We start from the raw sequence: 21,671 nt of genomic DNA, 5'->3' as shown, positions 1-21,671 counted from the left end.
CGTACCGCTTTGGTATCCCAAACCCGAGGAGCTCGTCGTGGCATCCACCGTCGGAACCCCCCTGTACGACCGGCTGCGCACCGCGATCCTGTCGCTCGACTACGTTCCCGGCGAGAAGCTGACCGAGCGCGGACTCGAGTCGGACCTCGACGCGTCGCGAACTCCCATCCGCACCGCGCTCCTCCGCCTCGAAGCCGACGGACTCGTGCGTCGAGAGGGCCGGGGGTGGAGCGTCACGCCGATCGACCTGACCGAGATCCGCGCGCTCTCCGAGTACCGCGAAGCCGTCGAGGCGGCGTGCGCGCGCCTGGCGGCGGCTCGCGCGTCCGACTCCGACCTGGCGGCACTCGCCGATTCGCTGAACGAGACCGGGAACGCCGACACGTGGTCCGGCGATCCGACGAGTGCGCACGCGACGGACCTCGCCATCTCGGAGGCCGGCATCCGTGCCGGCAACGACTTCCACGCACTGCTCGCCCAGCTCTCCGGCAACCCGTTCATGGCCGACTCCATCCGCGGCGTGATGACGCGGCTGCTGCGCACTCGCTGGCTCGAGGTCCGCACGCCGGAGTCCCGCGCTCACGCGAGGGAGGAGCACCTCGCGATCGTCGCGGCCCTGCAGCGCCGGGATGCCGACGCCGCCGCGGCGCTCGTCGTCGCGCACACCCGCGGCACGGCCGAACGCACCCTGGCGTTCCTCTCGGACGAACGTCGGCGCCTCAGGGGGCGCGGCTTCGCGATCATCGAGAGCGAACCGGCTCGGGCGCACCTCGACGCGGTCTGACGACTGCTGCAAGATCGCAGGAAGTTCGAGCTTTCCTGCAGCGACCGCGGAATCCTCGTATTACGCCGCGGGTCGAGCCCGCCTGACAGTCCTCCCTGCGATGGATAGCGTCGAACGACCCATCCACCAAGCCGTCGAGGAGGCGCCATGACCGCGGCATCCGTCTCGTTCCGCGCCGTCGGGCGCGCGTTCGACACGAACGCCGGCCGGCGTCAGGTGCTGCGCGACGTCGACCTCGAGGTCGCGGCGGGCGAGATCGTCGCGATCCTCGGCCCGAGCGGGTGCGGCAAGTCGACCCTCCTCCGCATCGCGGGCGGACTCGACCATGCGAGCGCGGGAGTCGTCTCGGTCGACGGCACCGCCGTCGTGCCGTTCGACCCGCGCTCGGCGGTCGGCTTCCAAGAGCCGCGACTGCTGCCGTGGCGCACGGTCGCCGGCAACGTCGCGCTCGGGCTGCCGCGCGGTACCTCGAAGACCGCCGGCCGTGACAAGGTCGCCCGGCTCATCGAACTCGTCGGGCTCGCCGACTTCGCCGGTCATCGCCCGCGCGAGATCTCGGGCGGCATGGCCCAGCGCACCTCGCTCGCCCGCGCCCTCGCCCGGAACCCCGGCGTGCTGCTGCTCGACGAGCCGTTCGGCGCGCTCGACGCCCTCACGCGCCTCAAGATGCAGGACCTCCTGCTCGACGTGCACGCCGCAGCGCCCACGACCGTGCTGCTCGTCACGCACGACGTCGACGAGGCCCTGCAGCTCGCCGACCGGGTCGTGCTGCTCGGCAGCGACGGCGAGGCGCCGGGCGCCGACATCCGGCAGATCGTCGTCGTGCCCGGTTCCCGGCCGCGCGACCGCGGTTCGGCCGAGCTCGCCGAGCTGCGCGGGCGCCTGCTCGACGGCCTCGGCATCGACCGCCACGGCGCCGCCCGCGGCATCGAGGCCACCACGACCATCCCGCACTACCCGTACTGACCGGCGCGCTCACCCCAACCACGCCGCGACACGAACGCCCCCACCACTGAAGGAGTCTCCCCGTGACCCGAACCCCGTTCCTCCGTTCCGCGCTCGTTGCGGGAGCCGCCGCCGCGGCGCTGCTGCTCTCCGGCTGCGTCGCCGGCGAAGGCCAGGCCGCCGAGCCCGAGCCCACCGAGGCCGGCGAAGCCGTCTCGCTCGAGGGCCAGACGCTCAACATCGACTTCGCGACCTACAACCCGCTGAGCCTCATCATCAAGGACCAGGGCTGGCTCGAAGACGCGGGCCTGACGGTCACCTGGGTGCAGTCGGCGGGTTCGAACAAGGCGAACGAGGCACTGCGGGCCGGAGCGATCGACGTCGGCTCGACCGCCGGCTCTGCCGCACTGCTCGCGCGTTCGAACGGCTCGCCGATCCAGGTCATCGACATCTACTCGCAGCCCGAGTGGGCCGCCCTCGTGGCGCCTGACGGTTCGCCGATCACCTCGGTCGACGACCTGAAGGGCAAGCAGGTCGCGGCGACCAAGGGCACCGACCCCTACTTCTTCCTGCTGCAGTCGCTCGAGGCCGAGGGCCTCTCCGCCGACGACATCGTCGTGCAGAACCTGCAGCACGCCGACGGCTGGGCGGCGCTGCAGAACGGTTCGGTCGACGCCTGGGCGGGTCTCGACCCGATCATGGCCGGCGCCGAGGAGCAGGGCGCGACCCTCTTTTACCGCAACGTCGACTTCAACAGCTACGGCTTCCTGAACGCCACCGAGTCGTTCATCGCCGAGAAGCCCGACGTCGCGCAGGCCGTCGTGGACGCCTACGAGCAGGCGCGGGCCTGGGCCGCCGAGAACCCCGAGGAGACGGCACAGATCCTCGCGGACGTCGCCGGCCTCGACCTCGCCGTCGCCACGAAGGTCATCACCGAACGGTCGAACCTCGACGTCGACCCGGTTCCCGGCGACGCACAGGTCGAGGTGCTCGAGAAGATCGGACCGATCTTCGTCGAGCTCGGCGACGTCGCGACGCAGGCCCAGGTCGACGAGGCGCTCGAGACGCTCATCAACGACACCTTCGTCACGAAGGCCGACGCCGGCCACTTCGAGTAGGCGATCACGATGACGGATGCCTCGCACGCGGCGCTCTCGACGGGCGCAGCGATCCACGACGGCGCTGCCGTACGGGTCGCCGTGAACAGCGGCACGACGTCGATCGCGGCCGGACGCGAGGCATCCGTACCGCCCGAGCCGTCGGGCGAGCGGCGACGCCTCGTCGACCGGCGCTGGTTCCGCATCCTCGGCGGCGCGCTCATCCCGCTGGCGCTGCTCGCGCTCTGGCAGTGGGTGTCGACCTCGGGGCTCGTGCCGCTCTCGCAACTGCCCTCGCCCGAGATGGTCTGGCTCGCCGCGGTCGACCTCGCGCAGCGCGGTGTGCTCGGGCTCTACGTCGCGATCTCGACGCAGCGGGTGTTCATCGGCTTCGCCTTCGGCGCGGCCGCAGGTCTGGCGCTCGGCGCGATCGTCGGGCTGTCGCGCCTCGCCGACGTGCTGCTCGCGCCGACGCTCGGCGGCATCCGCGCAGTGCCGTCGCTCGCGTGGGTACCGCTGCTCATCCTGTGGTTCGGCATCGGCGAGGACTCGAAGGTCATCCTGATCGCGATCGGCGCGTTCTTCCCGGTCTACACGATCGTCTCGGCGGCCCTTCGGCACGTCGATCGCCAGCTCATCGAGGCCGGTCGCGCGTTCGGACTGCACGGGCTCGCACTGTTCGCGACGGTGCAGCTGCCCGCGGTCGTGCCGTCGGTGCTCTCGGCGCTCCGGCTGGCCCTCGCTCAGGCGTGGCTGTTCCTCGTCGCGGCCGAGCTCATCGCCTCGTCGATGGGCCTCGGATTCCTCCTGCTCGACTCGGGCCAGAACGGCCGCATCGACCGCATCTTCCTCGCCATCATCCTGCTGGCCCTCCTCGGCAAGCTCACCGACTCGGTGGTCGCGCTCATCGAGCGCTGGGCCATTCGCCGCTGGGCGTGAGCACGCCCCGCAGCTCGAGCGGCGCGGTCAGTCGAGCCGCTTGCGCATCCGCATGGAGGCCGTCTCGTAGCCGAGCGACTCGTACAGTCCGCGAGCGGCGGCGTTGAACGCGAAGACGTTGAGGCCGATCGAGTGGGCGCCCTGCGCTCGCGCGTGCTCCTCGGCGAGGCGCATCGCCTCGCGCCCGAGGCCCCGGCCCCGCTGCTCGGGCTCGATCAGCACGTCCCAGATCCACCACGAGCCGTCGTCGCCGCTCGTGTCGGGTCCGATCCAGAGATAGCCGACCGCGGCACCGGCCTCGTCGACGACGTCGAAGACCTCGTGACGGGGAGTCGGCAGCCCGCCCGGGAACGATTCATGCATGCCCTCGAGGGCGTATCGATGGGCCGACTCCTCCGACCGACCCGTCGCGACGAGGTCGCGGGCGTACTCGGCGGCACTGCGTTCGATCCACTCCGGGAGGCGGGAACGGTCGAGTGGTCGGAGCGAGGCGGTCATGAGCGAAGCCTGCCACACGGCACCGAGACCGGGCCGCGAACGGTGCCCGCCCGCAATGCGCCCGCCTTCCAGTACCGGCGACTGCCGTGGCAGCATGGGCGGATGACCGACGACGTTCGACTCCGCCCGAAGACCCACGCAGAGACCGCGGCGTGGCTGCCCGTCGCGATGGCGGCGTACGAGCTGGCCCGGCAGCGTGCCGGCGACACCGCCGAGCAGGCTGCCGTCGCCCGGCGTGCATCGCAGGACCAGTACTTCCCCGACGGCCGACTCATCGATGGGCACCTGCTCTTCACCGTCGAGGCCGACGGCGACGACGCCGGCTGGCTCTGGATCGGCCCGCAGAGCGACCCTGCCAGTTGGTACATCTGGGACGTCGCGATCCACGAGTCGCACCGTCGGCGTGGTCTCGGCGCCCGCGCCATGCAACTCGCCGAGGAGGTCGCGCGCGAGCACGGGGCGGCGAACCTGCGTCTGAACGTCTTCGGCTACAACACGCCCGCGATCCGCCTCTACGAGGGACTCGGCTACGAGACGGCGGCGATCCACATGCAGAAGATGCTCTGACGATCGAGCGGATGCCGCGGCATCCGCTCGATCACTGGCTCACCAGGGCTCGCCCGCGGCGGGGAGCAGGGAGCGCACCTTCTCGACGGCGTCGGGGAAGCACGCGTCGAGCACCTCGGTTGCCGACACCTCGTCGCCGTAGTCGCCCGTGAGCCGGAGGCCCACGATCGTGTTGATGAGCATGCCCGTCGCGATGAACTCCCGCGCCTGCTCGGGCGAGAATCCCGCCTCGTCGCGGATGAAGCGCCAGATGCGGCTGAAGCCGGCTCGGGCGACGCGCCCGATCTCGGGTTCGCCGCCGAGGGCGGTCGAGTTCGCGACGACCGGCAGCATGCCGCGCTCGACCAGGAGGTCGGTGTACGCCGTGCCCATGCGCCGGCCGAGATCCTCCGGGTCACCGGGCAGCACCGCACGGAACTCCTCGATCAGGCGGTCGTAGGCCCGGTCGATGACCTCGATGAAGAGCTTCTCCTTCGTGCCGAACAGCCGCACGACGTAGGGCTGGCTGACGCCGGCGGCGCGGGCGACCTCGTCGGTCGTCGTGCCGACGTAGGTCTTCGCCCCGAACACGGCCGTCGCGGCCTCGAGGATGAGCTCGCGGCGGTCGGCCGCCTTCATGCGCGGGGCTGTGGGAACCGATTCGACCGTCATGGTTGACATGTTATCAGTCGATTACTACAGTTCGAAGTAATCATCCGATAACAACAAGGAGTGCCGTCGTGTCCACCACTCTCGATGCCGCAGCTCGCCCGTCGACGCGCACGCCCGGCGTCCGCCGGCCGAGCCCGATCTGGCTCGTCCTCATCGCCACAGCGCTGCCGATGTTCATGGCGACGCTCGACAACCTCGTCATGACCAACGCGCTGCCCGTGCTGCACTCGGAGTTCGGGGCATCCGTCGAAGAGCTGCAGTGGTTCATGAACGCCTACACGCTCGCCTTCGCGAGCACGATCCTCATGGCCGTCGCGCTCGGCGACCGGTTCGGGCGGCGCACCGTCTTCATCATCGGCATCGTCGTCTTCACCCTGAGCTCGGCCCTCGCCGCCCTCGCCACCGATCCGAGCCAGCTCATCGCGGCGCGGGCGGCGCAGGGCTTCGGGGCCGCGGCGATCATGCCGCTCTCACTGACCCTGCTCGCCGGCTCGGTGCCGATCGCGCGCCGTCCGCTCGCGATCGGGATCTGGGGCGGCGTCTCGGGTCTCGGCGTCGCCGTTGGCCCGCTCATCGGCGGCGCGATCATCGAGGGCTGGGCCTGGCAGGCGATCTTCTGGGTGAACGTGCCCATCGGTGTCGCCTCGATCGCGCTCGCGCTGCTCGCCCTGCCGAACAGCTTCGGCGCGCGGCTCCGCGCCGACCTCCTCGGCCTCGTCCTCTCGGGCGCCGGCCTGCTCGGCCTCGTCTACGGCATCGTGCGCGGCAACGACGCGGGCTGGTCGAGCCTCGAGGTGCTCGCGAGCCTCGTCGCGGGCGGCGTGCTGCTCCTCGCGTTCATCGCCTGGGAGTCGCGGGCCTCCGCGCCGCTCCTGCCGCTGCGGCTCTTCCGCGACCGCAGCTTCAGCGTGGCGAACGTCGTGGGCTTCGGGTTCAGCTTCGGCGCGTTCGGATCGATCTTCATCCTCATCCAGTTCCTGCAGGTCGTGCAGGGGGCGACGCCGCTCGAGGCGGCGCTGCAGACCTCGCCGTGGACGCTCGCGCCGATGATCGTCGCCCCGCTCGCGGGGGCGTTCGCCGGCCGCATCGGCACCCGGGCGCTCATCGTCGCGGGCCTCGCGGCCCTGTCGGGCGCGCTCTTCTGGCTGGCGCAGCTGCTCGACGCGGCCACCGAGTTCTCGACCTTCGTCGCTCCGTTCATCCTCGCGGGCGTCGGCATGGGCCTCGTCTTCGCCCCGTCGGCGACCGCCGTGCTCGCGACGATGAAGCCGAACGACCACGCGAAGGCGAGCGGCACCAACTCGATGCTGCGGGAGGTCGGCGTGGCGCTCGGCATCGCCGTCTCGACGGCGGTGTTCACGGGCGCAGGCGGCGCGCTGACGCCGGTCGACTACGTCATCGGCGCGCAGCCGGCGGTCATCGTCGGAGCCGCGGTGCTGCTCGTCTCGGCGCTCGTTGCCCTGCTGCTGCCCGCCGGGCGAGCGGTGCCGTCGATCTCGCCGGATGCCGCGACCGCCCCGATCCTCGACGAGGAGCCGGCGCCCCGACTCGCGCACTGAACCGCCCATCGAACGACGAAGTCCCCGCCCGGCATCGCCGGGCGGGGACTTCTGGGAGACGACTCAGTAGGTCGTCGAGATGCTCGGGTTCGCGGCGACGAGCCCGATGAACACGATCGTCAGGATGATCCCGATGACGATGTAGACGAAGCCGATGATGATCGCGGCGATCGCGAGGCCGCGACCGCGCTCACCGGACTTCTTCACCTGGCTCAGGGCGATGAAGCCGAGCACGATCGCCACGATGTTGAACCCGAGGATCGAGAGCACGAAGCCCACGATCGACAGGACGTTCCACTTCTCGGCGGGCGCCGACGGTGCAGGCACGGGGGCGGGAGCGGGAGTGGTCATGAGTGAGGTTTCCTTGCTGTAGAAATCGACGATTTGCCGAACCGCATCTTGACAGCGACAGCGAACCCATGTCAATGGTGTGCGCTGCCCGTGTTGCGACATGCGACGCGCCGTGACAGCGCTCGGCGGCGACTCGGCAGGGCGCACACATCGGGCCCCGGCGTCCGACCGGGGCCCGATGGGTTCGCGCGCCTCAACGGAGGCGCTCCGATGATGCGCCGTGCTCGAGCTCGAGGTGCCGGCGCTGAGCGTCGCTCGCGCTCATCGCGGCGGCGTACTTCGCGAGGCGATCCCCTTGGGCCCCTGCCGGCGACGGGCCGACATCGGCTCGAGCCTCCGACTGCTTCGCGGTGCGGATCCCCTCGAGGGTCGCGACCGACTGCACGGATGCCACGGCGTCGTGGGAATGGAGCTCGGCACGCATCGCGTCGGACTCCTGGCGAGCCGACTGCTGGAGCTCGTGCTGCGACTGCGGCCGGCTCCCGGGCTCGAGTTCGGTGCCGCGCACGCCGGCGCATGCGGTGAGTGCGACGAGGAGGGCGACGGCTCCGATGGCGACGGTTCCCGTCTTCGTGGTGTTCATGATCTGGTTCCTTCCACTCGTAACTGAATAACCCTCACGTTAGGGAGGCGGCTGCCCGGCGCCATCCGGACCCGCACCGGACTCGCGGTCGAATCCGGCGCCCTCCGGCCACGTGCCCGCACCGGCGGCGCTCAGTGGCAGCACCCGCTCCAACCCCGAAGGGCCCTCCCGAGGGGTCATCCGACACCCCTGCGCGCAATGGCGATCTCCGTCGCGATAATTTGCGCCCACGCAAGAATCCCGCGTCGGGGCACAACCAATCGCAGAGCCTCGGCTCGTAGCCTTGAAGAGCACGGCGATTCGCGCCGCGCGCATCCCAGACGCACACGCACCCTCATCGAGGATCGGAGGTTCACATGTCGAGCAACACCATGATCGACGCCATCATCGGCGAACCCGAGGTTCTCGAGGACGCCGTGACCGCCGCCGACCTCGCGCTCGCCGAGGGCGTCGAGACGGATGCCGCGTGGCTGCGGCTCAAGGAGTCGGCGACCGCCCTCCACTCGCTGCAGGTGAAGGACGGCTCGGTGCCCCAGGCATCCGACCCTTCGACGGGCTCAGGGAGCAGGGAACAGGCATCGACCCTCGTCGACGCGATCGTCGAGTCGATCGAGGCGCTCGCGCCGCGGTTCCCGCACGAGGCCGAGTACCTCGCGGCATCCGTCGTCGACTTCCGCCGCTGGCAGGCCGAGGGCTTCGGCGTGCCCGACTTCCTCGACTCCCTCGTGGCGTTCCAGCCGCAGCGGCACCGCATCGACGGCATCCGCCACCTCGTGGTCTTCCCCATGTACACGCAGAACGGTTCGTCCGACCGGCACGTCGAGGCGCTCGTCGTCGAGACGATCTGGCCCGAGTTCATCGCGGAGCTCGAAGCCGGCGACTACGGCAACAAGCTCTTCGTGAGCCTGCGCCTCGTCGACTTCACGCCCGGGTACGACACGAACTCGGCCGTGCTCTTCCCCGAGACGGTCGCGATGCGCGAGATCCCGACGTTCACGTGGGGCGCGATCTTCCAGGACCGCGAAGCGGCGCGCTACCGCAGGGTCGTGCGCGCGGCATCCGACATCACGAAGCTCGAGCTGCCGGCCGATGCCGCGGCGCTGCTCGACGACCAGGAGCTCACCGAGCGCACGTTCGTGATGTGGGACATCATCCACGACCGCACGCACATGCGCGGCGACCTGCCGTTCGACCCGTTCATGATCAAGCAGCGCATGCCGTTCTTCCTCTACTCGCTCGAGGAACTGCGGTGCGACCTCACCGCGTTCCGCGAGTCGGTGAAGATCGAGCGCGCGCTCAACGCCCGGCTCGCCGCCGGCGAGGAGCTCACCGAGGTCGAGGAGCAGATGCGCTCGACCGGCAAGCTCGTGCAGTACGCGGTGATCTTCGACCGCATCTTCCGCTTCGCGATCACGGGTTCGCGCGTGCGCAACTACGACGGGCTCGGCGGCCAGCTGCTGTTCGCGTGGCTACGCCAGAAGCACGTGCTCGACTGGACGGATGTGTCGCTGAGCTTCGACTGGGACGCGGTGCCCGACGCCGTCGTCGAACTCGGCGACGCGATCGACGAGCTCTACTGGAAGTCGATCGACCGCCCGAAGACGGTGCACTGGCTCGCCGCCTACGAGCTCGTCACGAACGTCGTGACGCCGAACCCGGCGTCGGTGTGGGCCGAGGGCCTGCCCCGCGAGGTGCTCGCCGGCCCGCCCAAGGGCTACACCGACCTCGTGATGGACGACGAGTTCCCGCTCTCGATGTTCTACGAGGCGCTCGACAAGAAGATGAAGCCCGTCATCGAGTCGACCGTCGGCATCACGGCAGCCGACGCCTGATCGCCTGATCGCCCGCCGGTCGAGGAGCGACGAAGGAGCGTATCGAGACCTCGTAACGTGGTCTCGATACGCTTCGCTACTCGACCGGCGGAACTCGCAGAGGAGCACCACATGACCGATCTCACGAATCGCACCGTGCTGATCGCGGGAGCCACGAGCGCTTCCGGCACGGCGGTCGCCCGTGCCCTGCTCGACGCCGGCGCCCGCGTGGTCGCCGTCGGCAGCGACGCCGGCCGTCTCGCCGCCCTCGAGGCCGAGCTGCCCGGCGTCATCGGCGAACGCGCCGACCTCACCGACGGTGACGACGTGCTCGAACTCGCCATGCGCGTGCACGCCCGTGTCGGCGACGTCGATGGGGTGGTGCACCTCGTCGGCGGCTGGCGCGGCGGCGGTGGCATCGCCGGCCAGACGGAAGAGGACTACCGGGCGCTCGAGCGTTCCTTCACGGCGCTCCGGTACATCAGCCGCGCGTTCTGGGACGACCTCGTCGCCTCCCCCGCGGGGCGCATCGCGATGGTCTCGTCGACCACGGTCGAGCGGCCCACCGCGGGCGGTGCGAACTACACCGCGATCAAGGCGGCGAGCGAGTCGTGGATGCGTTCCCTCGCGCAGGGCTTCGGCAAGGCGGGCGACACGGGTGCGGCCGTCACTTTCCGCGTGCAGTCGCTCGCGGGCCTCGAAGACCGGCTCGCGGAATCGGTCGTCGAGCTCTGGGGTGCGGATGCCGCGGAGCTGAACGGGCGCGTCGAGACGCTGTCGGCCGAAGCCTGAGCGTCAGCCGCCGAGCGGACCGATGCGGAGTGTGGACGTCCCGTCGGCGCAGACCGGGATCGACTGCACCACCGCGACGCCCGGCCCGGCGCCGTCGGACGTGATGTAGGCGCGCAGCATCGTCGAGGTCGTCGCAGGGCAGCCGTACGGGCCTGGCTGCCCGCCGTGCAGTTCGGAGACGGCCACCCCGCCATTCGCCGTGAGCACGACCAGGGACGACGTACCTCCGGACGCTCGCGCGGGTGCGCCGAGCCGCACGCCGTCGGCGCTCAGCGCGATGAGCCCCGGCCACCCGTCGAAGGAGCAGTCGGCCGCCGAGATGTTCGTGAAGACGAGGTCGCCCATGAAACTGCCGGCGCCCGAGTCCTGCGGACGCGCCCGGTAGGCGAGGGTGAGCTGCTCGTCGATGCAGTGCGTCGGCATGGCAACTGCCTCTTGTGCCGGCACGGGTGCCGGCACAAGCTGGTGCGACGGGGCCGGGACCGGGGCCTCGATGATCTGACCGACTTCGAGCGTGATGTCGGTGTCATCGGCGCGTGACGCGACGGCGTCCCGAACACGCGTCGCAGCGGAGACGTCCGAGGCGCCGGGCGTCGTCGTCGCCCGCGGCGTCTGCGCCGCAGCGGTCGCCACCGCTGTCGCGGCAGTCTCGGTCATCGGTCGGGGGTCGGATACGGTGCACGCCGCGAGCGCTCCGCAGAGGAACACGCCGACCATCGCCGTCGCGAGGATCCCCGTCTGCCGCATGATGCCTCCGCCCTCCCGCGCGGGTGCGCGGCTCGGCACACGCTACCGACCGACGACACCTGCATGGAACAGGGAGAACCCTGAAGCGGAGACGGATCCACGAGACCATCGTCCCAGCCGGCTTCACTCGATCGGCCGACGGCGGGTGCCGATCAGTCGGTCGGCGCGGGCGCAGGCGTGACGTCGGGCGCAGCCGACTCGGGTGCCGGCGCCTCGGGCGCAGCCGACTCGAGCGCCGGCCCCTCAGGTGCCGCCGACTCGGGTGCCGGCGGAGGGGACGGTGCTGCCGCGGGCGGCACGACCGGGTTCGCCTGATCCTCTCGGACGGCCTCCCCGAGGCATCCGTCGTTCTCGCCGCCGTCGCCTTCGAGCGCCAGTCTCCAGGCGGCCTCACCCTCGTCGCCGAGCCCGTCGGGCATCGCCGGCGCCGTCGACGTGGGGTCGCGCGGCTCGGTGGTCCACCACTCCCACTCGCGGTACTCGTGGCCGGCGTCGACCATGCACTCGCGCACGAGCTGCTGGAAGCCGAGCCAGGCCTGCTGCTCTTCAGGCGTGGACATCGGGTCCGCCACCGGCGGATTCGTCGGAGCCGGCTTCGGCGACGGCGTCGGCGACGGGCCCGGGGTCGCGGTCGGCGGCGAGGTCGGGCTCGGCAACGGATCGTCGTCGGCGTCGGCACCATCGACGGGAACGTGCTGATCGCCGCCGCGCACGCCACCCGCGTCGATGTCGAAGTCTTCGGAGCCCGTCGCGACGGGCTGCGGCGAGCGCGCGTCGTAGAGCACCGGTGCACCGGTCGTGGCGGCGGCGACGCCGACGAAGATCGATCCGACGAAGAGTGCCGCGGCGAGGGCACTGAAGATCACGGTTCTGCGCATCGGGCACCTCCCGCGGCGATCGGGAACGACCACTCGGCCGCTCGGGTGTCCGAGCCATGGTACACGCCCCCCGAACGGGGGACGAACCCGGCGACGAACCCGCGAACCCCGCGTAGCTCGCGTCGGCGCGGCTCACGCGACCGGCGGCCCCGCTTCCGGGATCTCGTCGGCGCCGTCGTGCGACTCCCCGGTCGCGACATCGGCCGGCGCACCTTGCCTGCGGCTCAGCCAGAGGAACGGGATCGCGAGCGCCTGGATGCCGCCGCTGACGAGCAGCGAGCCGGGGTAGCCCCACAGGTCGGCCGAGCGGCCGAGCACTGGCTGGATCACGGCGCCGCCGGTGCTGCCGAGCAGCGAGTCGAACGAGAGCACGGTGGCGCGCTGCTGCGACGGGATCATGTCGTTGAGGTACGCCTGCTGCACGGGTCCGGCGGCCGCGTCGACGAGTCCCCACACCGTGAGCAGCACGAGCGCGATCCAGAAGTTCCGGTTCACGCCGAGGGCGAGCAGCACGAGGCTCGAGACCACGAGGCTCAGGATGATGGTCGTCGTGCGCTTGCGGAACCGGCGGCGCACCCACGGCGCCACGAGGCCGCCGATCACCTGCGAGCCCGAGAGGATCGCGGCGGCGAGGCCCGCGATCGAGTAGGCGCCGGTGTCGCCCCAGAGCTCGACGAGGTACGGCTGCAGCGCGTAGAAGACGTAGAAGCCGACGCCCGTCGTGAAGAACGACGCGAACATGACATAGCGCACCGGTCGCCGCCCGAGCCCGTACTTCACGGAGGCGTTGAAGACCTCCTTCGTCGCCCGGATCGGGTGGGCCCGGCCCGCGGGCGTGAACCCGAGGTCGTGCATCACGATCGCCGCGACGACGAACATGACGACGAGGATGCCTGCACGTATGAGGAACGGCACGCCGAGGTTCGTGGCCTGCGCGACCACGCCGCCCGCGATCGAGCCGATGAACATCGCCGCGCCGGCGAACGCGAGACCCCGCCCGAAGACTTTCTCGAGTCCGCCCGTGTACCCGGTCGCCGTGAGCGCGTCGACGAGCCACGCCTCGACGGCGCCCGAGAAGAAGGTGAAGCCGAGACCGAGCAGCACCGAGACGATCGCCCACATCCAGAACGGCGAGTGGGCCACCCAGAGCAGGTAGTACAGCACGGTCGTCACCGCGAGCGTGACGGTGCCGAGCAGGTACGAGACCCGCCGGCCCAGGGTGTCGGCGACGACGCCCGTCGGCACCTCGAAGATCACCATGCCGACCGAGAAGAAGGCGTTCGCGGCGAACGCCTCGAAGTTCGTGAGGCCCGCATCGAGCAGGAAGAGCGTGTTGACGCCCCAGATGAACGAGGCGGCGAGCGTGTTCCCGATGAGCAGCGTGAAGTACGCCGCCTGCACCCGGCGCGCCGCCGGGTTCGGTGCCGTCTCCTCGCGCGTCGCGCGTTCGGCCATGCGACACATCTTGCACGCTTCGGGCGCGTACCGCCACGGTCGAGGCGCGGCACCGGGAGCGGGCGGTGGCGACCAGCGGATGCCCCGCTGCCGAGCGCGCCCACCCGAGCGGATGCCTCGCAACGGCGTCTGCCGCGCCGCGGCGCGCTGCTCGGCGCGGCATCCGTCGCCCCGCTACGCTCGCGGCATGATCCGCTTCCTCATCCGCACGCTGATCTCGCTCGTGACCGTCGCCCTGGGCCTGCTCGTCGCGTCGTGGATCCTTCCGGACTTCCACGTCGAGTGGGGCGGGTTCCTCATCGCGGTCGTCGTCTTCACGATCGCGCAGGCGGTGCTCGGCCCGTTCATCTTCAACGTCGCGCGGCAGCACGCCTCGGCGATCCTCGGCGGCATCGGGCTCGTCTCGACGTTCGTGGCCCTGCTCATCGCGTCGCTCTTCCCGGGCGGCATCACGATCGACGGCTGGGTGACCTGGGTGCTCGCGACCCTCACGATCTGGATCATCACCGCACTCGGCACGTGGCTGCTCCCCCTCATCTTCCTGAAGGAGAAGGTGAAGGGCGCCAAGGCGTGAGCCGCGGCATCCGCTGAGCTCGAACCCGGCCGTCGTCGCTGAAGCTCAGTGCATGTTGTCGTTACCCGACTCGTGCACGGCTCGGCCCCAGCAACCCGCGTCCTCCCAGCGGTAGGCCGCGCCGCCACCGGCGTTGCCGTTGAGCGCGAGCGACCACTCGGCCCGCTCGGACTCGGTGAGGTCGAGCGGTTGGGCCTGGCTCCCGTTCCACCACTCCCAGTAGAGGTACTCGTGCCCGGCATCGGCCATGCAGTCGCGCACGAGCTGCTGGAACTCGAGCCAGACCTCGCGCTCGGTCGGTGCTGCCGGGTCGACCGGCGTCTCCGCCGCACCGAGCGGCGTGCCGGCGGCGCGGGCCTCGGCCTCGGCCTGGTCGCCCTCCTCGGCGCAGCCGCCGCCGGGGTGGTTGGTGTCTGGTCCGTAGAGGGCCTGCGTCCAGAGCACCGAGGTCTCGAAGTCGAGTCCGGTCGGCTGCGGGCTGCCGCCGATCCACCATTGCCATTCGAGGAAGTCGAAGCCCGCATCGGCCATGCACTCGCGGATGACGACCTGCTTGCCGAGCCACTCCGAGCGCGCCTCGGGCGTCACGTACTGGTCGCTCAGCGGGTCGAGATAGGGGTTGTAGTCGGCGGCGTTCGTGTCGGTGCCGGATGCCGCCGCGAGCTGCGTGCCCTGCCCGGCCGCAGCCGGGGCCGCCGGTGGGCTCTGCTCGCGACGCGATTCCGAGCTGTCGTCCGTCGACGAGGAGACGGCCTCGGCACGGGCCTGCGGTTGGGCGGCGCTGTAGGCGGCGGCGCCGAGGGCGACGACGGAGGCGCCGCCGAGCACCGCGCCGGCGATGGCTGCGATCGCGGCGATGCGTTGCACGTTCATGCGGTGGTTCCTTCCGGGTCGAGCGGGGCCGAGCCATGCACCCGAGCGGGTCGCGCCACCCACAGGCGCTTCGCCGAGGGCAGCCACCAGGCCGCCATCGAGACGAAGAAGAGCACGCCGGCGGCGGACATGACGCGATTGATGAGGATCGCCTCGGCGAGCGCCGAGGTGTAGAACGCGCTGAGCGTGGTGCTCGTGGCGATGAGGGCGTACATGCCGAACCGGATCAGCACGTAGCTCGCGACGGCGAGCCAGAGGGAGCCGAGCCATCGCGCCTCGGGCACGAGCGACAACGCCGAGCCGATGAGCGCGAGGCCGAGGCCGACGACGCCCGCGGCGACGAGGTCCCTGGCGCCCGCCCACGAGCCGTCGAGCATCCCCGCGCCGACCCGCACGACGATGAGCACGCCCCACGCGAGCAGCATCGCCGTGGCGACGTGCGCGAGTGCGGGCAGCGCGAGCGGGAAGGTGCCCCTGGGGGCCGTGAGCGAGAGGCCGCGCAGCCGGGCGACCCGCCACGCGAGGTCGGCGGGGACGCCGCGGATCGCACGGCCGACGATCGAGCGGCCGGCCCCTGCCGCATCGCCCGCTGCCGCGCGCTCCTCGAAGACGTCGGACTCGAGTTCTGCGATGCGGTCGGCTGCGACCTCCGCCGGCAGGTCGCGCGTGTACCAGCGGCCCCATGCGAGCACGGCGCGGTCTGCGCGGTGACCGGTGCGGTGAGCGGTGCTCTGGATGCGAGCTGCGGCGCCGTCGATGCGATGAGCGGATGCCGCGGGGTCGTCCTCCTCGAACGCCACGCCGACGCGCTCGGCGCTCACGCGAACGCCGCTTTCGCCGGCGCGGCGACGGCCCGTCGCGCATCGAGTTCGGTGCGATAGGCGACTTCGCCCGCCCCCGTGACCCGGTAGAGGCGGCGACGCGGGCGCCCTTCGGCGGCACCGATCTCCGCGTCCTCCCAGACGGATTCGAGCAACCCCCGCTCGCTGAGGCGGGCGAGCGCCTTGTAGAGCGTTCCGTGCGCGGTGAGCGCCGCGGCATCCGCTCGCTCGGCGATGCGCTTCGCGAGCGCGAAGCCGTAGAACTCGCCGTCGTCACCCTGCAGCTCCATGCCGGCCGCGAGGATGTCCACCTCGAGGTCGAAGAGCCGTCCTTCACGTCTGCGCGCCATGTGGAAACAATAGGAAGATATCTTCCCTGGGGCAAGGGCGCACCTGATGAGCGCCGAGGTGGCGAAGAAGCACGAGGGCTGGACCATTCACTCGTCGCAGGCGAACTACATGCAGGAGTCGTACATCCTGCCGACGTGGCTCATCTACGCCCTGTGGGATCAGGAGTTCTATCACGTGCGCGACCTCGAAGCGGAGCCGCTCTGCTGAGCGGACCGGGTGGATGCCGACGCGCACATCGCGCCGAGGGCGTCCGTCGACCCGCCGGTTCCAGCGCCGCGAACCTCGGCGCTGCGGCCGGGGATCCGATGAGCGTTGGGGCAGAATCGTGCCGTGACCGAGACCGCGCAATCCCCTTCCGTCGACGACTCGCCCACGGCATCCGACGAGTCGAGGCTCCGGCGGGGGGGGTGATCCGCAAACGCGTGGTCGACGCGATCGCCGTCTTCGTGCTGTCGACCGTCGCCGTGCTCACCGCATGGTGCGGGTTCCAGTCGTCGAAATGGGGCGGCGAGATGTCGATCGCATTCAGCGAGGCGTCGAGCGCGCGGGTGCAGTCGACCGATTTCGCGAGCCAGGCGCGCGATGCGCGAGCCAATGATCAGGCGATCTGGGTGCAGTGGGTGCTCGCGACGGATCAGGGCGACGCACAGCTGGCCGGCTACATCGAGCAGCGCTTCTCACCGGAGTTCGCGGTGGCGTTCGACGCATGGAACGCCGGCGACCGCGAGGCAAGGGGTCCATTCGCGCTCGAAGACTATGTCCCTCCGGGAACGGCGAAGGCGGCCGAACTCAGCGAGCGAGCCGACAGCCGGTTCCAGGACGCGCTCGAGAACAACCAGCGGGGCGACAACTACTCGATCCTGACGGTGCTGTTCGCTCTCGTGCTCTTCCTCACCGCCATGTCTCAGAGAGAACTGCAGCCCTGGGTCGTGCGCGTGCTGCTCGGCCTCGCGATCGTCGTCGCCGCCGCCGGGGTCGTGATCCTGTTGACCTTCCCCGTCCGGATCTGAGGCGACGATCTTCCGCGTGCCGACCGAGCCTCAGCCGAGCACGAGCGTTCGCACCGCCCCGGCGAGCCAGGCCTCGAACTCGGGCTGACTCCAGCCTGCGCCGTCCACGAGTTGTTCGTACCCCTCAGGCGAGGCGAGGAACGAGAGCACGTCGGCGAGCCGGTCGCGCTCGGCGTCGCTCGGGGCGTCGCCTCGGTGCATCCCCCGCTCGACGAACAGATCGATCGCAGCCCGGAAGTCGGCGTGGCGGCGCACCTGCTGCGCATCGAGCGCCTCGCGTACGAGCGGGTCGGATGTCCCTGCGCTCACGAGGCTGCGCCAGAGACGCCCGGCGCGCGCGTTCGCCTCGGCGACGAACCGCACCCAGGCGGCGAGCAGTTCGTCGGGGTCGCCGACCTCCATGATGCGCCGGCCGACCTCGCGCTCGGCGATTCCCTCGTGACCCTCGTCGCCCGCGAACGCCTGCTCGAACGATGCGAGCAGCAGCTCGCGCTTCGGGCCGTTGAGCTTCACGGTCTCGACCGAGACGGATGCTTCGCGGGCGATGTCGGCAAGGGAAGTGCCAGCGTACCCGGCCGAGGCGAAGCTCGCGCCCGCGGCAGCGAGGATGCGCCGTCGCGTCGCGGCAGCCTGCTCGGCACGGAGGGTCGAGCGATAGCTCCGCGAGGGAGAACTCGGGGTGGACATATTGACTATCCTATCGGGGTAGTGAATACTCTGGAAGGCACATCAAGTCTATTGGAGTCCCATGTCGTCCATCCTCATCGCCAGCACGCCCGTCATCGGCCATGTGACCCCGCTGCTCGCCGTCGCCCGCCACCTCGTGATCGGGGGCCACCGCGTGCGGTTCCTCACCGGCGCGCGCTTCCGCTCCTCGGTGCGCGAGACCGGCGCCGAGTTCCTGGCGCTGCCCGCAGACGCCGACTACGACGATCGCGACCTCGCGGCGGCCTTCCCCGGCCGCGTCGGCCGCACCGGCCCCGACGGCATCCGCTACGACATGTCGACGATCTTCCTGGCGCCGGCCGCGAGCCAGCTTCGTGCAGTCGACGACGCCCTGATCGCGGCATCCACCGACGTCGTGCTCTTCGAGGGCCTCTTCCTCGGCATGCTCGGCCTGCTCTCGCGCCCCGAGTACGCGAGGCCCAAGACCGTGAACCTCGGCATCTTTCCGCTCGGCCTCGACAGCCTCGACACCGCGCCGTTCGGACTCGGAGTGATGCCGAAGCCCGGCGTCGCCGGTCGCATCCGAAACGCCGCCCTCGGATTCGTCGCGAAGCGCGTCATCTTCGGCGGCGTGCAGCGCACGGCAGAGCACTTCGTGCTCGAATCCACCGGCGAGCGACTCGAGGAGTTCTTCCTGAACTCCGCCGCCCTCGCCGACGCGGTCGTGCAGTTCACCGTGCCCGGATTCGAGTACCCGCGGCGCGAGCTCGCGGCATCCGTTCACTTCGTCGGACCCGTCTCGCGCACGGTCGCCTCCGATCACCCGCTGCCCGGCTGGTGGCACGAGCTCGACGGGTCGCGGCCCGTCGTGCACGTCACCCAGGGCACGATCGCCAACACCGACTTCGACGAGCTCGTCGGCCCGACGATCGCCGGGCTCGCGGACTCCGATGCTCTCGTCGTGGTCAGCACCGGCGGGCGGGATGTCGCGAGCCTGCCGCATCCGCTGCCTGCCAATGTGCGAGCGGCCGAACTGCTGCCGTACGACCGGCTGCTGCCGCTGACCGACGTACTCGTGACGAACGGCGGCTACGGCGGCGTGCACTACGCGCTCGAGCACGGGGTGCCGCTCGTCATCGCCGGCATGACCGAAGACAAGATCGAGGTCTCGGCGCGCGTGCAGTGGTCGGGCGCGGGCGTGAACCTGCGCACCAATCGGCCCACGGCGGCGCAGGTGCGCGAGGCAGTGGCTCGCGTGCTGCGTGAACCCGGCTACCGTGAGGCGAGCGAGCGACTCGGGGCGGAGATCGCCGCGTCGGACGGACTCGCCGGGCTCGACCGTGCAATCGAGGAGGTGCTCGGGATGGGGGTTGCAGTGACGGAGGCTGCAGTGGCGGAGGCTGCAGTGGCGGAGGCTGCAGTGGCGGAGGCTGCAGTGAGCGAGGCCCAGCGACCCGCCGCAGCCCTGCCCCCACCTCCTCGCCTTCTCTTTTCCCGCTCCTGTGGAGAACTTCCACTTGGCGCCGCCTGTGGAGGAGAAGTCGCGTAGAAAACACTGGTGAGCGGATGTTTCGGGCGCGATGGAATGTCGGTGGGTGATGGCAGTGTTGTCGGTATGGCAGGCATCGCCGAGGCGCTCGAGCAGGTTCGCTCGGCGCTCCATGCCGTGCTCGATTCCGAGGCGCCCCGTGGTCTGGGCGATGACGAACTGCTCCTCGCGGTCGGCGCGCTCGAGAGCGTCGGGCGGCTGCTCGACGCACACCGTGCCGCCTTCGCCGGCGAGGTCGCGGAACGGTCACGGGTCGAACTCGGCGCCGGGCGCCTGTCGGCCCGCAAGGGGTGCCGATCCGCGGCTGAACTGCTGGAGCGGGTGACGCAGATCTCGGGCAGCGAAGCACGCCGCCGGGTACTGGTCGGCTCTGCGACGCGGGCCGGCACCGGGCTGGCCGGGCAACCCGTACCCGCGCCGCACCCGCACCTGGCGGCCGCCCTCGTCACCGGTTCGGTCGGGCTCGACGCGGCGGCCACGATCGTGCGGGAGCTCGGCCGCACCCGCACCGTCGCCGACCCCGCCCAGCTCGACGTCGCCGAGCGTGAACTCGTCGACCAGGCCACCGGCACGGGCGACGCCGCACCCGTGCGTGCCAGTGCTGATGAACTCGCGGTGCAGGCGCGGGCATGGGCGATCTTCCTCGACCAAGACGGCCCAGAACCCGACGACGAACGCGCCATGCGACGCCGGGGCTTCCGCCTCGGCCGGGCCCGCGACGGGCTCATCCCGGTCTCGGGCGAACTCCTGCCCGAGGTCGCAGCGAAACTGCGGCGACTCCTCGACGCACATCTCTCGCCCCGCAGCGGCGGCAGCTTCCTCACCGACGCCGAACGGGCCGACCTCGCAGTGCAGGCCGAGACTCGCACCACCGAGCAGCAACGGCACGACGTGCTCGCGGCGATCGTCGACACCGCGGCACGCTCCGGCGAACACCCGACCATCGGCGGGCAAGCGCCGACCGTGCTCGTAAGCGTGCGAGCGTCCGATCTCGTCACAGGGCACGGTGCCGCACGCGCCGACGGGGTGGATCTGCCGATCTCGCTGCGCGCCGCCCGGCACATGATCTGCACCGGCGGCATCCAGGCCGTCGTCCTCGACGACGGCGGCCGTATCCTCAGCCTCGGGTCACCCGAACGCTGCTTCACGCCGCACCAACGCCGCGCCATCACTCTCCGCGACGGCGGGTGCCTCATCCCCGGCTGCACCGTGCCCGCCGCGTGGTGCGAGATCCATCACGTCGTGCCTGACGCTCACGGCGGCGCGACGCACACCGACAACGGCGTGCTCCTCTGTTGGTTCCACCACCGCTCGATCGACATCTCCGGGTGGGGCATCCGCATGAAACACGGCGTCCCCGAGATCCGACCACCCGCCTGGCTCGACCCGGGCGGCCACTGGCGCCCTTCGACCACCTCACCCACCCGACTCGCCGATCGACTCGAACTCGACCACGCGTCTCCTGAGCGCAAGACCGCCTGACCGCCTGACCGCCTGACCGCGCGACGATCAGGGCGCACTCAGAACCGCCCCGCGAACGATCAGGGTGCGCTCAGAACCTCCGTGTGAACGGCTCGGGCTTCCGCATGCGCACGAGCAGCACGATCGGAATGAGCACGTACGGCAGGTTGAACGCGAGGAACTTCACGGGGTTCGTCGTCTGCCATTCGGGCTCGCCGAAGAACTCGACACCGAACACGATGATGCCGGTGATCGTCGAGATCATCGTCGCGTAGATGACGCTCGGCAGCTGGATCCAGTTCCATCCGCGGATGAGCGAGAGCACGAGCACGATGTAGAACGGCATGTAGACGAACGCCGAGAGTCCGGTGACGATGCGCATCCACACCGGCGGCTCCATGAAGAGCGGGTCGGTGTCGCTCGCGTACCAGTAGTTCGAGTTCACGAAGAAGTTCGACGACGGCGACGAGATGTCGACGCCGAGCGTCGGCAGCATGTCGCTGATCAGGCTCGTGATCGTGAAGAGCGAGAAGACCACGATGAAGAACCAGTCGAACCGGCGCTCGCGCAGCGGCAGGTTCGGTACGGGCGTGGACTCAGGCTCCGGCACCGGCACAGGTACGGGCAGCGGTTCGGCGGTCATGGATCGAGAGCGTAGCGCCGAGCGCGGCGTCAGCCCAGTGCACTTCTCATGACATGATGATTTCAT

General features: G+C 70.6%; 25 protein-coding genes. 13 read left to right on the top strand and 12 right to left on the bottom strand.

The window, feature by feature from the left end; genetic code table 11:
* Positions 1-37: 37 nt before the first annotated feature.
* The 4 genes from ESP57_RS11860 (at position 38) to ESP57_RS11845 (ending at position 3,765) form a co-directional block, all read left to right on the top strand.
* Positions 38-784, top strand: coding sequence for a GntR family transcriptional regulator (locus ESP57_RS11860; RefSeq protein WP_056012416.1), 747 nt, complete (start codon positions 38-40; stop codon positions 782-784).
* 147 nt (positions 785-931) lie between these two features.
* The gene (locus ESP57_RS11855) at positions 932-1,750 is read left to right on the top strand and encodes an ABC transporter ATP-binding protein (protein WP_056012419.1); all 819 of its coding nucleotides are present in this window, start codon (positions 932-934) and stop codon (positions 1,748-1,750) included.
* 62 nt (positions 1,751-1,812) lie between these two features.
* Positions 1,813-2,847 carry an aliphatic sulfonate ABC transporter substrate-binding protein gene (locus ESP57_RS11850; protein ID WP_115960050.1) on the top strand — a complete coding sequence of 345 codons (1,035 nt, stop codon included), beginning with the start codon at positions 1,813-1,815 and terminating at the stop codon, positions 2,845-2,847.
* 9 nt (positions 2,848-2,856) lie between these two features.
* On the top strand, positions 2,857-3,765 hold the full coding sequence (locus ESP57_RS11845; protein WP_082571491.1) for an ABC transporter permease: 909 nt from the start codon (positions 2,857-2,859) through the stop codon (positions 3,763-3,765).
* Between the two features lie 27 nt (positions 3,766-3,792).
* Here ESP57_RS11845 and ESP57_RS11840 read toward each other — a convergent pair whose 3' ends face one another.
* The gene (locus ESP57_RS11840) at positions 3,793-4,263 is read right to left on the bottom strand and encodes a GNAT family N-acetyltransferase (protein ID WP_056013421.1); all 471 of its coding nucleotides are present in this window, start codon (positions 4,261-4,263) and stop codon (positions 3,793-3,795) included.
* A 102-nt stretch (positions 4,264-4,365) separates the two neighbouring features.
* Between ESP57_RS11840 and ESP57_RS11835 the strand changes: the two genes are divergently transcribed.
* Entirely contained in the window at positions 4,366-4,830 is a 465-nt protein-coding gene (locus ESP57_RS11835) for a GNAT family N-acetyltransferase (protein ID WP_056012424.1), read from the top strand.
* Between the two features lie 39 nt (positions 4,831-4,869).
* Here ESP57_RS11835 and ESP57_RS11830 read toward each other — a convergent pair whose 3' ends face one another.
* Complete coding sequence (locus tag ESP57_RS11830) at positions 4,870-5,481, bottom strand: TetR/AcrR family transcriptional regulator (protein WP_056012427.1); 612 nt, start codon at positions 5,479-5,481, stop codon at positions 4,870-4,872.
* Positions 5,482-5,549: 68 nt separating this feature from the next.
* Here ESP57_RS11830 and ESP57_RS11825 point away from each other — a divergent pair, with 68 nt between their 5' ends.
* On the top strand, positions 5,550-7,040 hold the full coding sequence (locus tag ESP57_RS11825; RefSeq protein WP_243648510.1) for a DHA2 family efflux MFS transporter permease subunit: 1,491 nt from the start codon (positions 5,550-5,552) through the stop codon (positions 7,038-7,040).
* Positions 7,041-7,103: 63 nt separating this feature from the next.
* Here ESP57_RS11825 and ESP57_RS11820 read toward each other — a convergent pair whose 3' ends face one another.
* Both ESP57_RS11820 and ESP57_RS11815 read right to left on the bottom strand, forming a co-directional pair.
* Positions 7,104-7,391, bottom strand: a complete 288-nt coding sequence (locus ESP57_RS11820; RefSeq protein WP_115960044.1) for a DUF4190 domain-containing protein — start codon at positions 7,389-7,391, stop codon at positions 7,104-7,106.
* A 193-nt stretch (positions 7,392-7,584) separates the two neighbouring features.
* The gene (locus ESP57_RS11815) at positions 7,585-7,974 is read right to left on the bottom strand and encodes a hypothetical protein (protein ID WP_129231737.1); all 390 of its coding nucleotides are present in this window, start codon (positions 7,972-7,974) and stop codon (positions 7,585-7,587) included.
* A gap of 356 nt (positions 7,975-8,330) precedes the next feature.
* On the opposite strand from ESP57_RS11815, the gene ESP57_RS11810 reads away from it, so the two are divergent.
* Both ESP57_RS11810 and ESP57_RS11805 read left to right on the top strand, forming a co-directional pair.
* Positions 8,331-9,806 carry a DUF6421 family protein gene (locus ESP57_RS11810; protein ID WP_129231736.1) on the top strand — a complete coding sequence of 492 codons (1,476 nt, stop codon included), beginning with the start codon at positions 8,331-8,333 and terminating at the stop codon, positions 9,804-9,806.
* Positions 9,807-9,917: 111 nt separating this feature from the next.
* Complete coding sequence (locus ESP57_RS11805; RefSeq protein WP_129231735.1) at positions 9,918-10,577, top strand: SDR family NAD(P)-dependent oxidoreductase; 660 nt, start codon at positions 9,918-9,920, stop codon at positions 10,575-10,577.
* Between the two features lie 3 nt (positions 10,578-10,580).
* Here the strand turns inward: ESP57_RS11805 and ESP57_RS11800 are convergent, their stop codons facing one another.
* From ESP57_RS11800 to ESP57_RS11790, 3 genes are all read right to left on the bottom strand, one after another.
* Positions 10,581-11,324 (bottom strand): DUF4232 domain-containing protein, encoded by a 744-nt coding sequence (locus ESP57_RS11800; protein WP_129231734.1) that lies wholly within the window; start codon positions 11,322-11,324, stop codon positions 10,581-10,583.
* 152 nt (positions 11,325-11,476) lie between these two features.
* Positions 11,477-12,202 carry a hypothetical protein gene (locus ESP57_RS11795; RefSeq protein WP_129231733.1) on the bottom strand — a complete coding sequence of 242 codons (726 nt, stop codon included), beginning with the start codon at positions 12,200-12,202 and terminating at the stop codon, positions 11,477-11,479.
* A 132-nt stretch (positions 12,203-12,334) separates the two neighbouring features.
* On the bottom strand, positions 12,335-13,657 hold the full coding sequence (locus ESP57_RS11790) for an MFS transporter (RefSeq protein WP_129231732.1): 1,323 nt from the start codon (positions 13,655-13,657) through the stop codon (positions 12,335-12,337).
* A 187-nt stretch (positions 13,658-13,844) separates the two neighbouring features.
* Between ESP57_RS11790 and ESP57_RS11785 the strand changes: the two genes are divergently transcribed.
* Complete coding sequence (locus tag ESP57_RS11785; protein ID WP_115961465.1) at positions 13,845-14,231, top strand: phage holin family protein; 387 nt, start codon at positions 13,845-13,847, stop codon at positions 14,229-14,231.
* Positions 14,232-14,276: 45 nt separating this feature from the next.
* Here the strand turns inward: ESP57_RS11785 and ESP57_RS11780 are convergent, their stop codons facing one another.
* The 3 genes from ESP57_RS11780 to ESP57_RS11770 are packed head-to-tail and all read right to left on the bottom strand — an operon-like array spanning position 14,277 to position 16,275.
* On the bottom strand, positions 14,277-15,104 hold the full coding sequence (locus tag ESP57_RS11780) for a hypothetical protein (protein WP_129231731.1): 828 nt from the start codon (positions 15,102-15,104) through the stop codon (positions 14,277-14,279).
* Positions 15,101-15,925, bottom strand: a complete 825-nt coding sequence (locus ESP57_RS11775) for a hypothetical protein (RefSeq protein ID WP_129231730.1) — start codon at positions 15,923-15,925, stop codon at positions 15,101-15,103. Before ESP57_RS11775 ends, ESP57_RS11780 begins: the two co-directional genes overlap by 4 nt.
* Positions 15,922-16,275: a PadR family transcriptional regulator gene (locus ESP57_RS11770; protein WP_158556736.1), complete on the bottom strand. Its 354-nt coding sequence runs from the start codon at positions 16,273-16,275 to the stop codon at positions 15,922-15,924. The genes ESP57_RS11775 and ESP57_RS11770 overlap by 4 nt, the downstream gene beginning before the upstream one ends.
* A gap of 46 nt (positions 16,276-16,321) precedes the next feature.
* Between ESP57_RS11770 and ESP57_RS18445 the strand changes: the two genes are divergently transcribed.
* Entirely contained in the window at positions 16,322-16,483 is a 162-nt protein-coding gene (locus ESP57_RS18445; RefSeq protein WP_165877458.1) for a hypothetical protein, read from the top strand.
* A gap of 200 nt (positions 16,484-16,683) precedes the next feature.
* Positions 16,684-17,286, top strand: a complete 603-nt coding sequence (locus tag ESP57_RS11765) for a hypothetical protein (protein WP_129231728.1) — start codon at positions 16,684-16,686, stop codon at positions 17,284-17,286.
* Between the two features lie 30 nt (positions 17,287-17,316).
* On the opposite strand, the gene ESP57_RS11760 is transcribed toward ESP57_RS11765, so the two are convergent.
* Entirely contained in the window at positions 17,317-17,973 is a 657-nt protein-coding gene (locus tag ESP57_RS11760) for a TetR/AcrR family transcriptional regulator (protein WP_129231727.1), read from the bottom strand.
* Between the two features lie 61 nt (positions 17,974-18,034).
* On the opposite strand from ESP57_RS11760, the gene ESP57_RS11755 reads away from it, so the two are divergent.
* Both ESP57_RS11755 and ESP57_RS11750 read left to right on the top strand, forming a co-directional pair.
* Complete coding sequence (locus ESP57_RS11755; RefSeq protein WP_129231726.1) at positions 18,035-19,501, top strand: glycosyltransferase; 1,467 nt, start codon at positions 18,035-18,037, stop codon at positions 19,499-19,501.
* Positions 19,502-19,567: 66 nt separating this feature from the next.
* Complete coding sequence (locus ESP57_RS11750; RefSeq protein ID WP_165877457.1) at positions 19,568-20,983, top strand: HNH endonuclease signature motif containing protein; 1,416 nt, start codon at positions 19,568-19,570, stop codon at positions 20,981-20,983.
* A gap of 70 nt (positions 20,984-21,053) precedes the next feature.
* On the opposite strand, the gene ESP57_RS11745 is transcribed toward ESP57_RS11750, so the two are convergent.
* Positions 21,054-21,605, bottom strand: a complete 552-nt coding sequence (locus tag ESP57_RS11745; protein ID WP_129231724.1) for an EXPERA domain-containing protein — start codon at positions 21,603-21,605, stop codon at positions 21,054-21,056.
* Positions 21,606-21,671 lie beyond the last annotated feature (66 nt).

Origin of the sequence: Agromyces fucosus (assembly GCF_004134865.1) — a bacterium.
In the GTDB taxonomy this organism is placed as follows: Bacteria; Actinomycetota; Actinomycetes; order Actinomycetales; family Microbacteriaceae; genus Agromyces; species Agromyces fucosus.
Note: the sequence above shows the minus strand (reverse complement) of the source record. Positions and strands in the feature narration are given on the sequence as shown.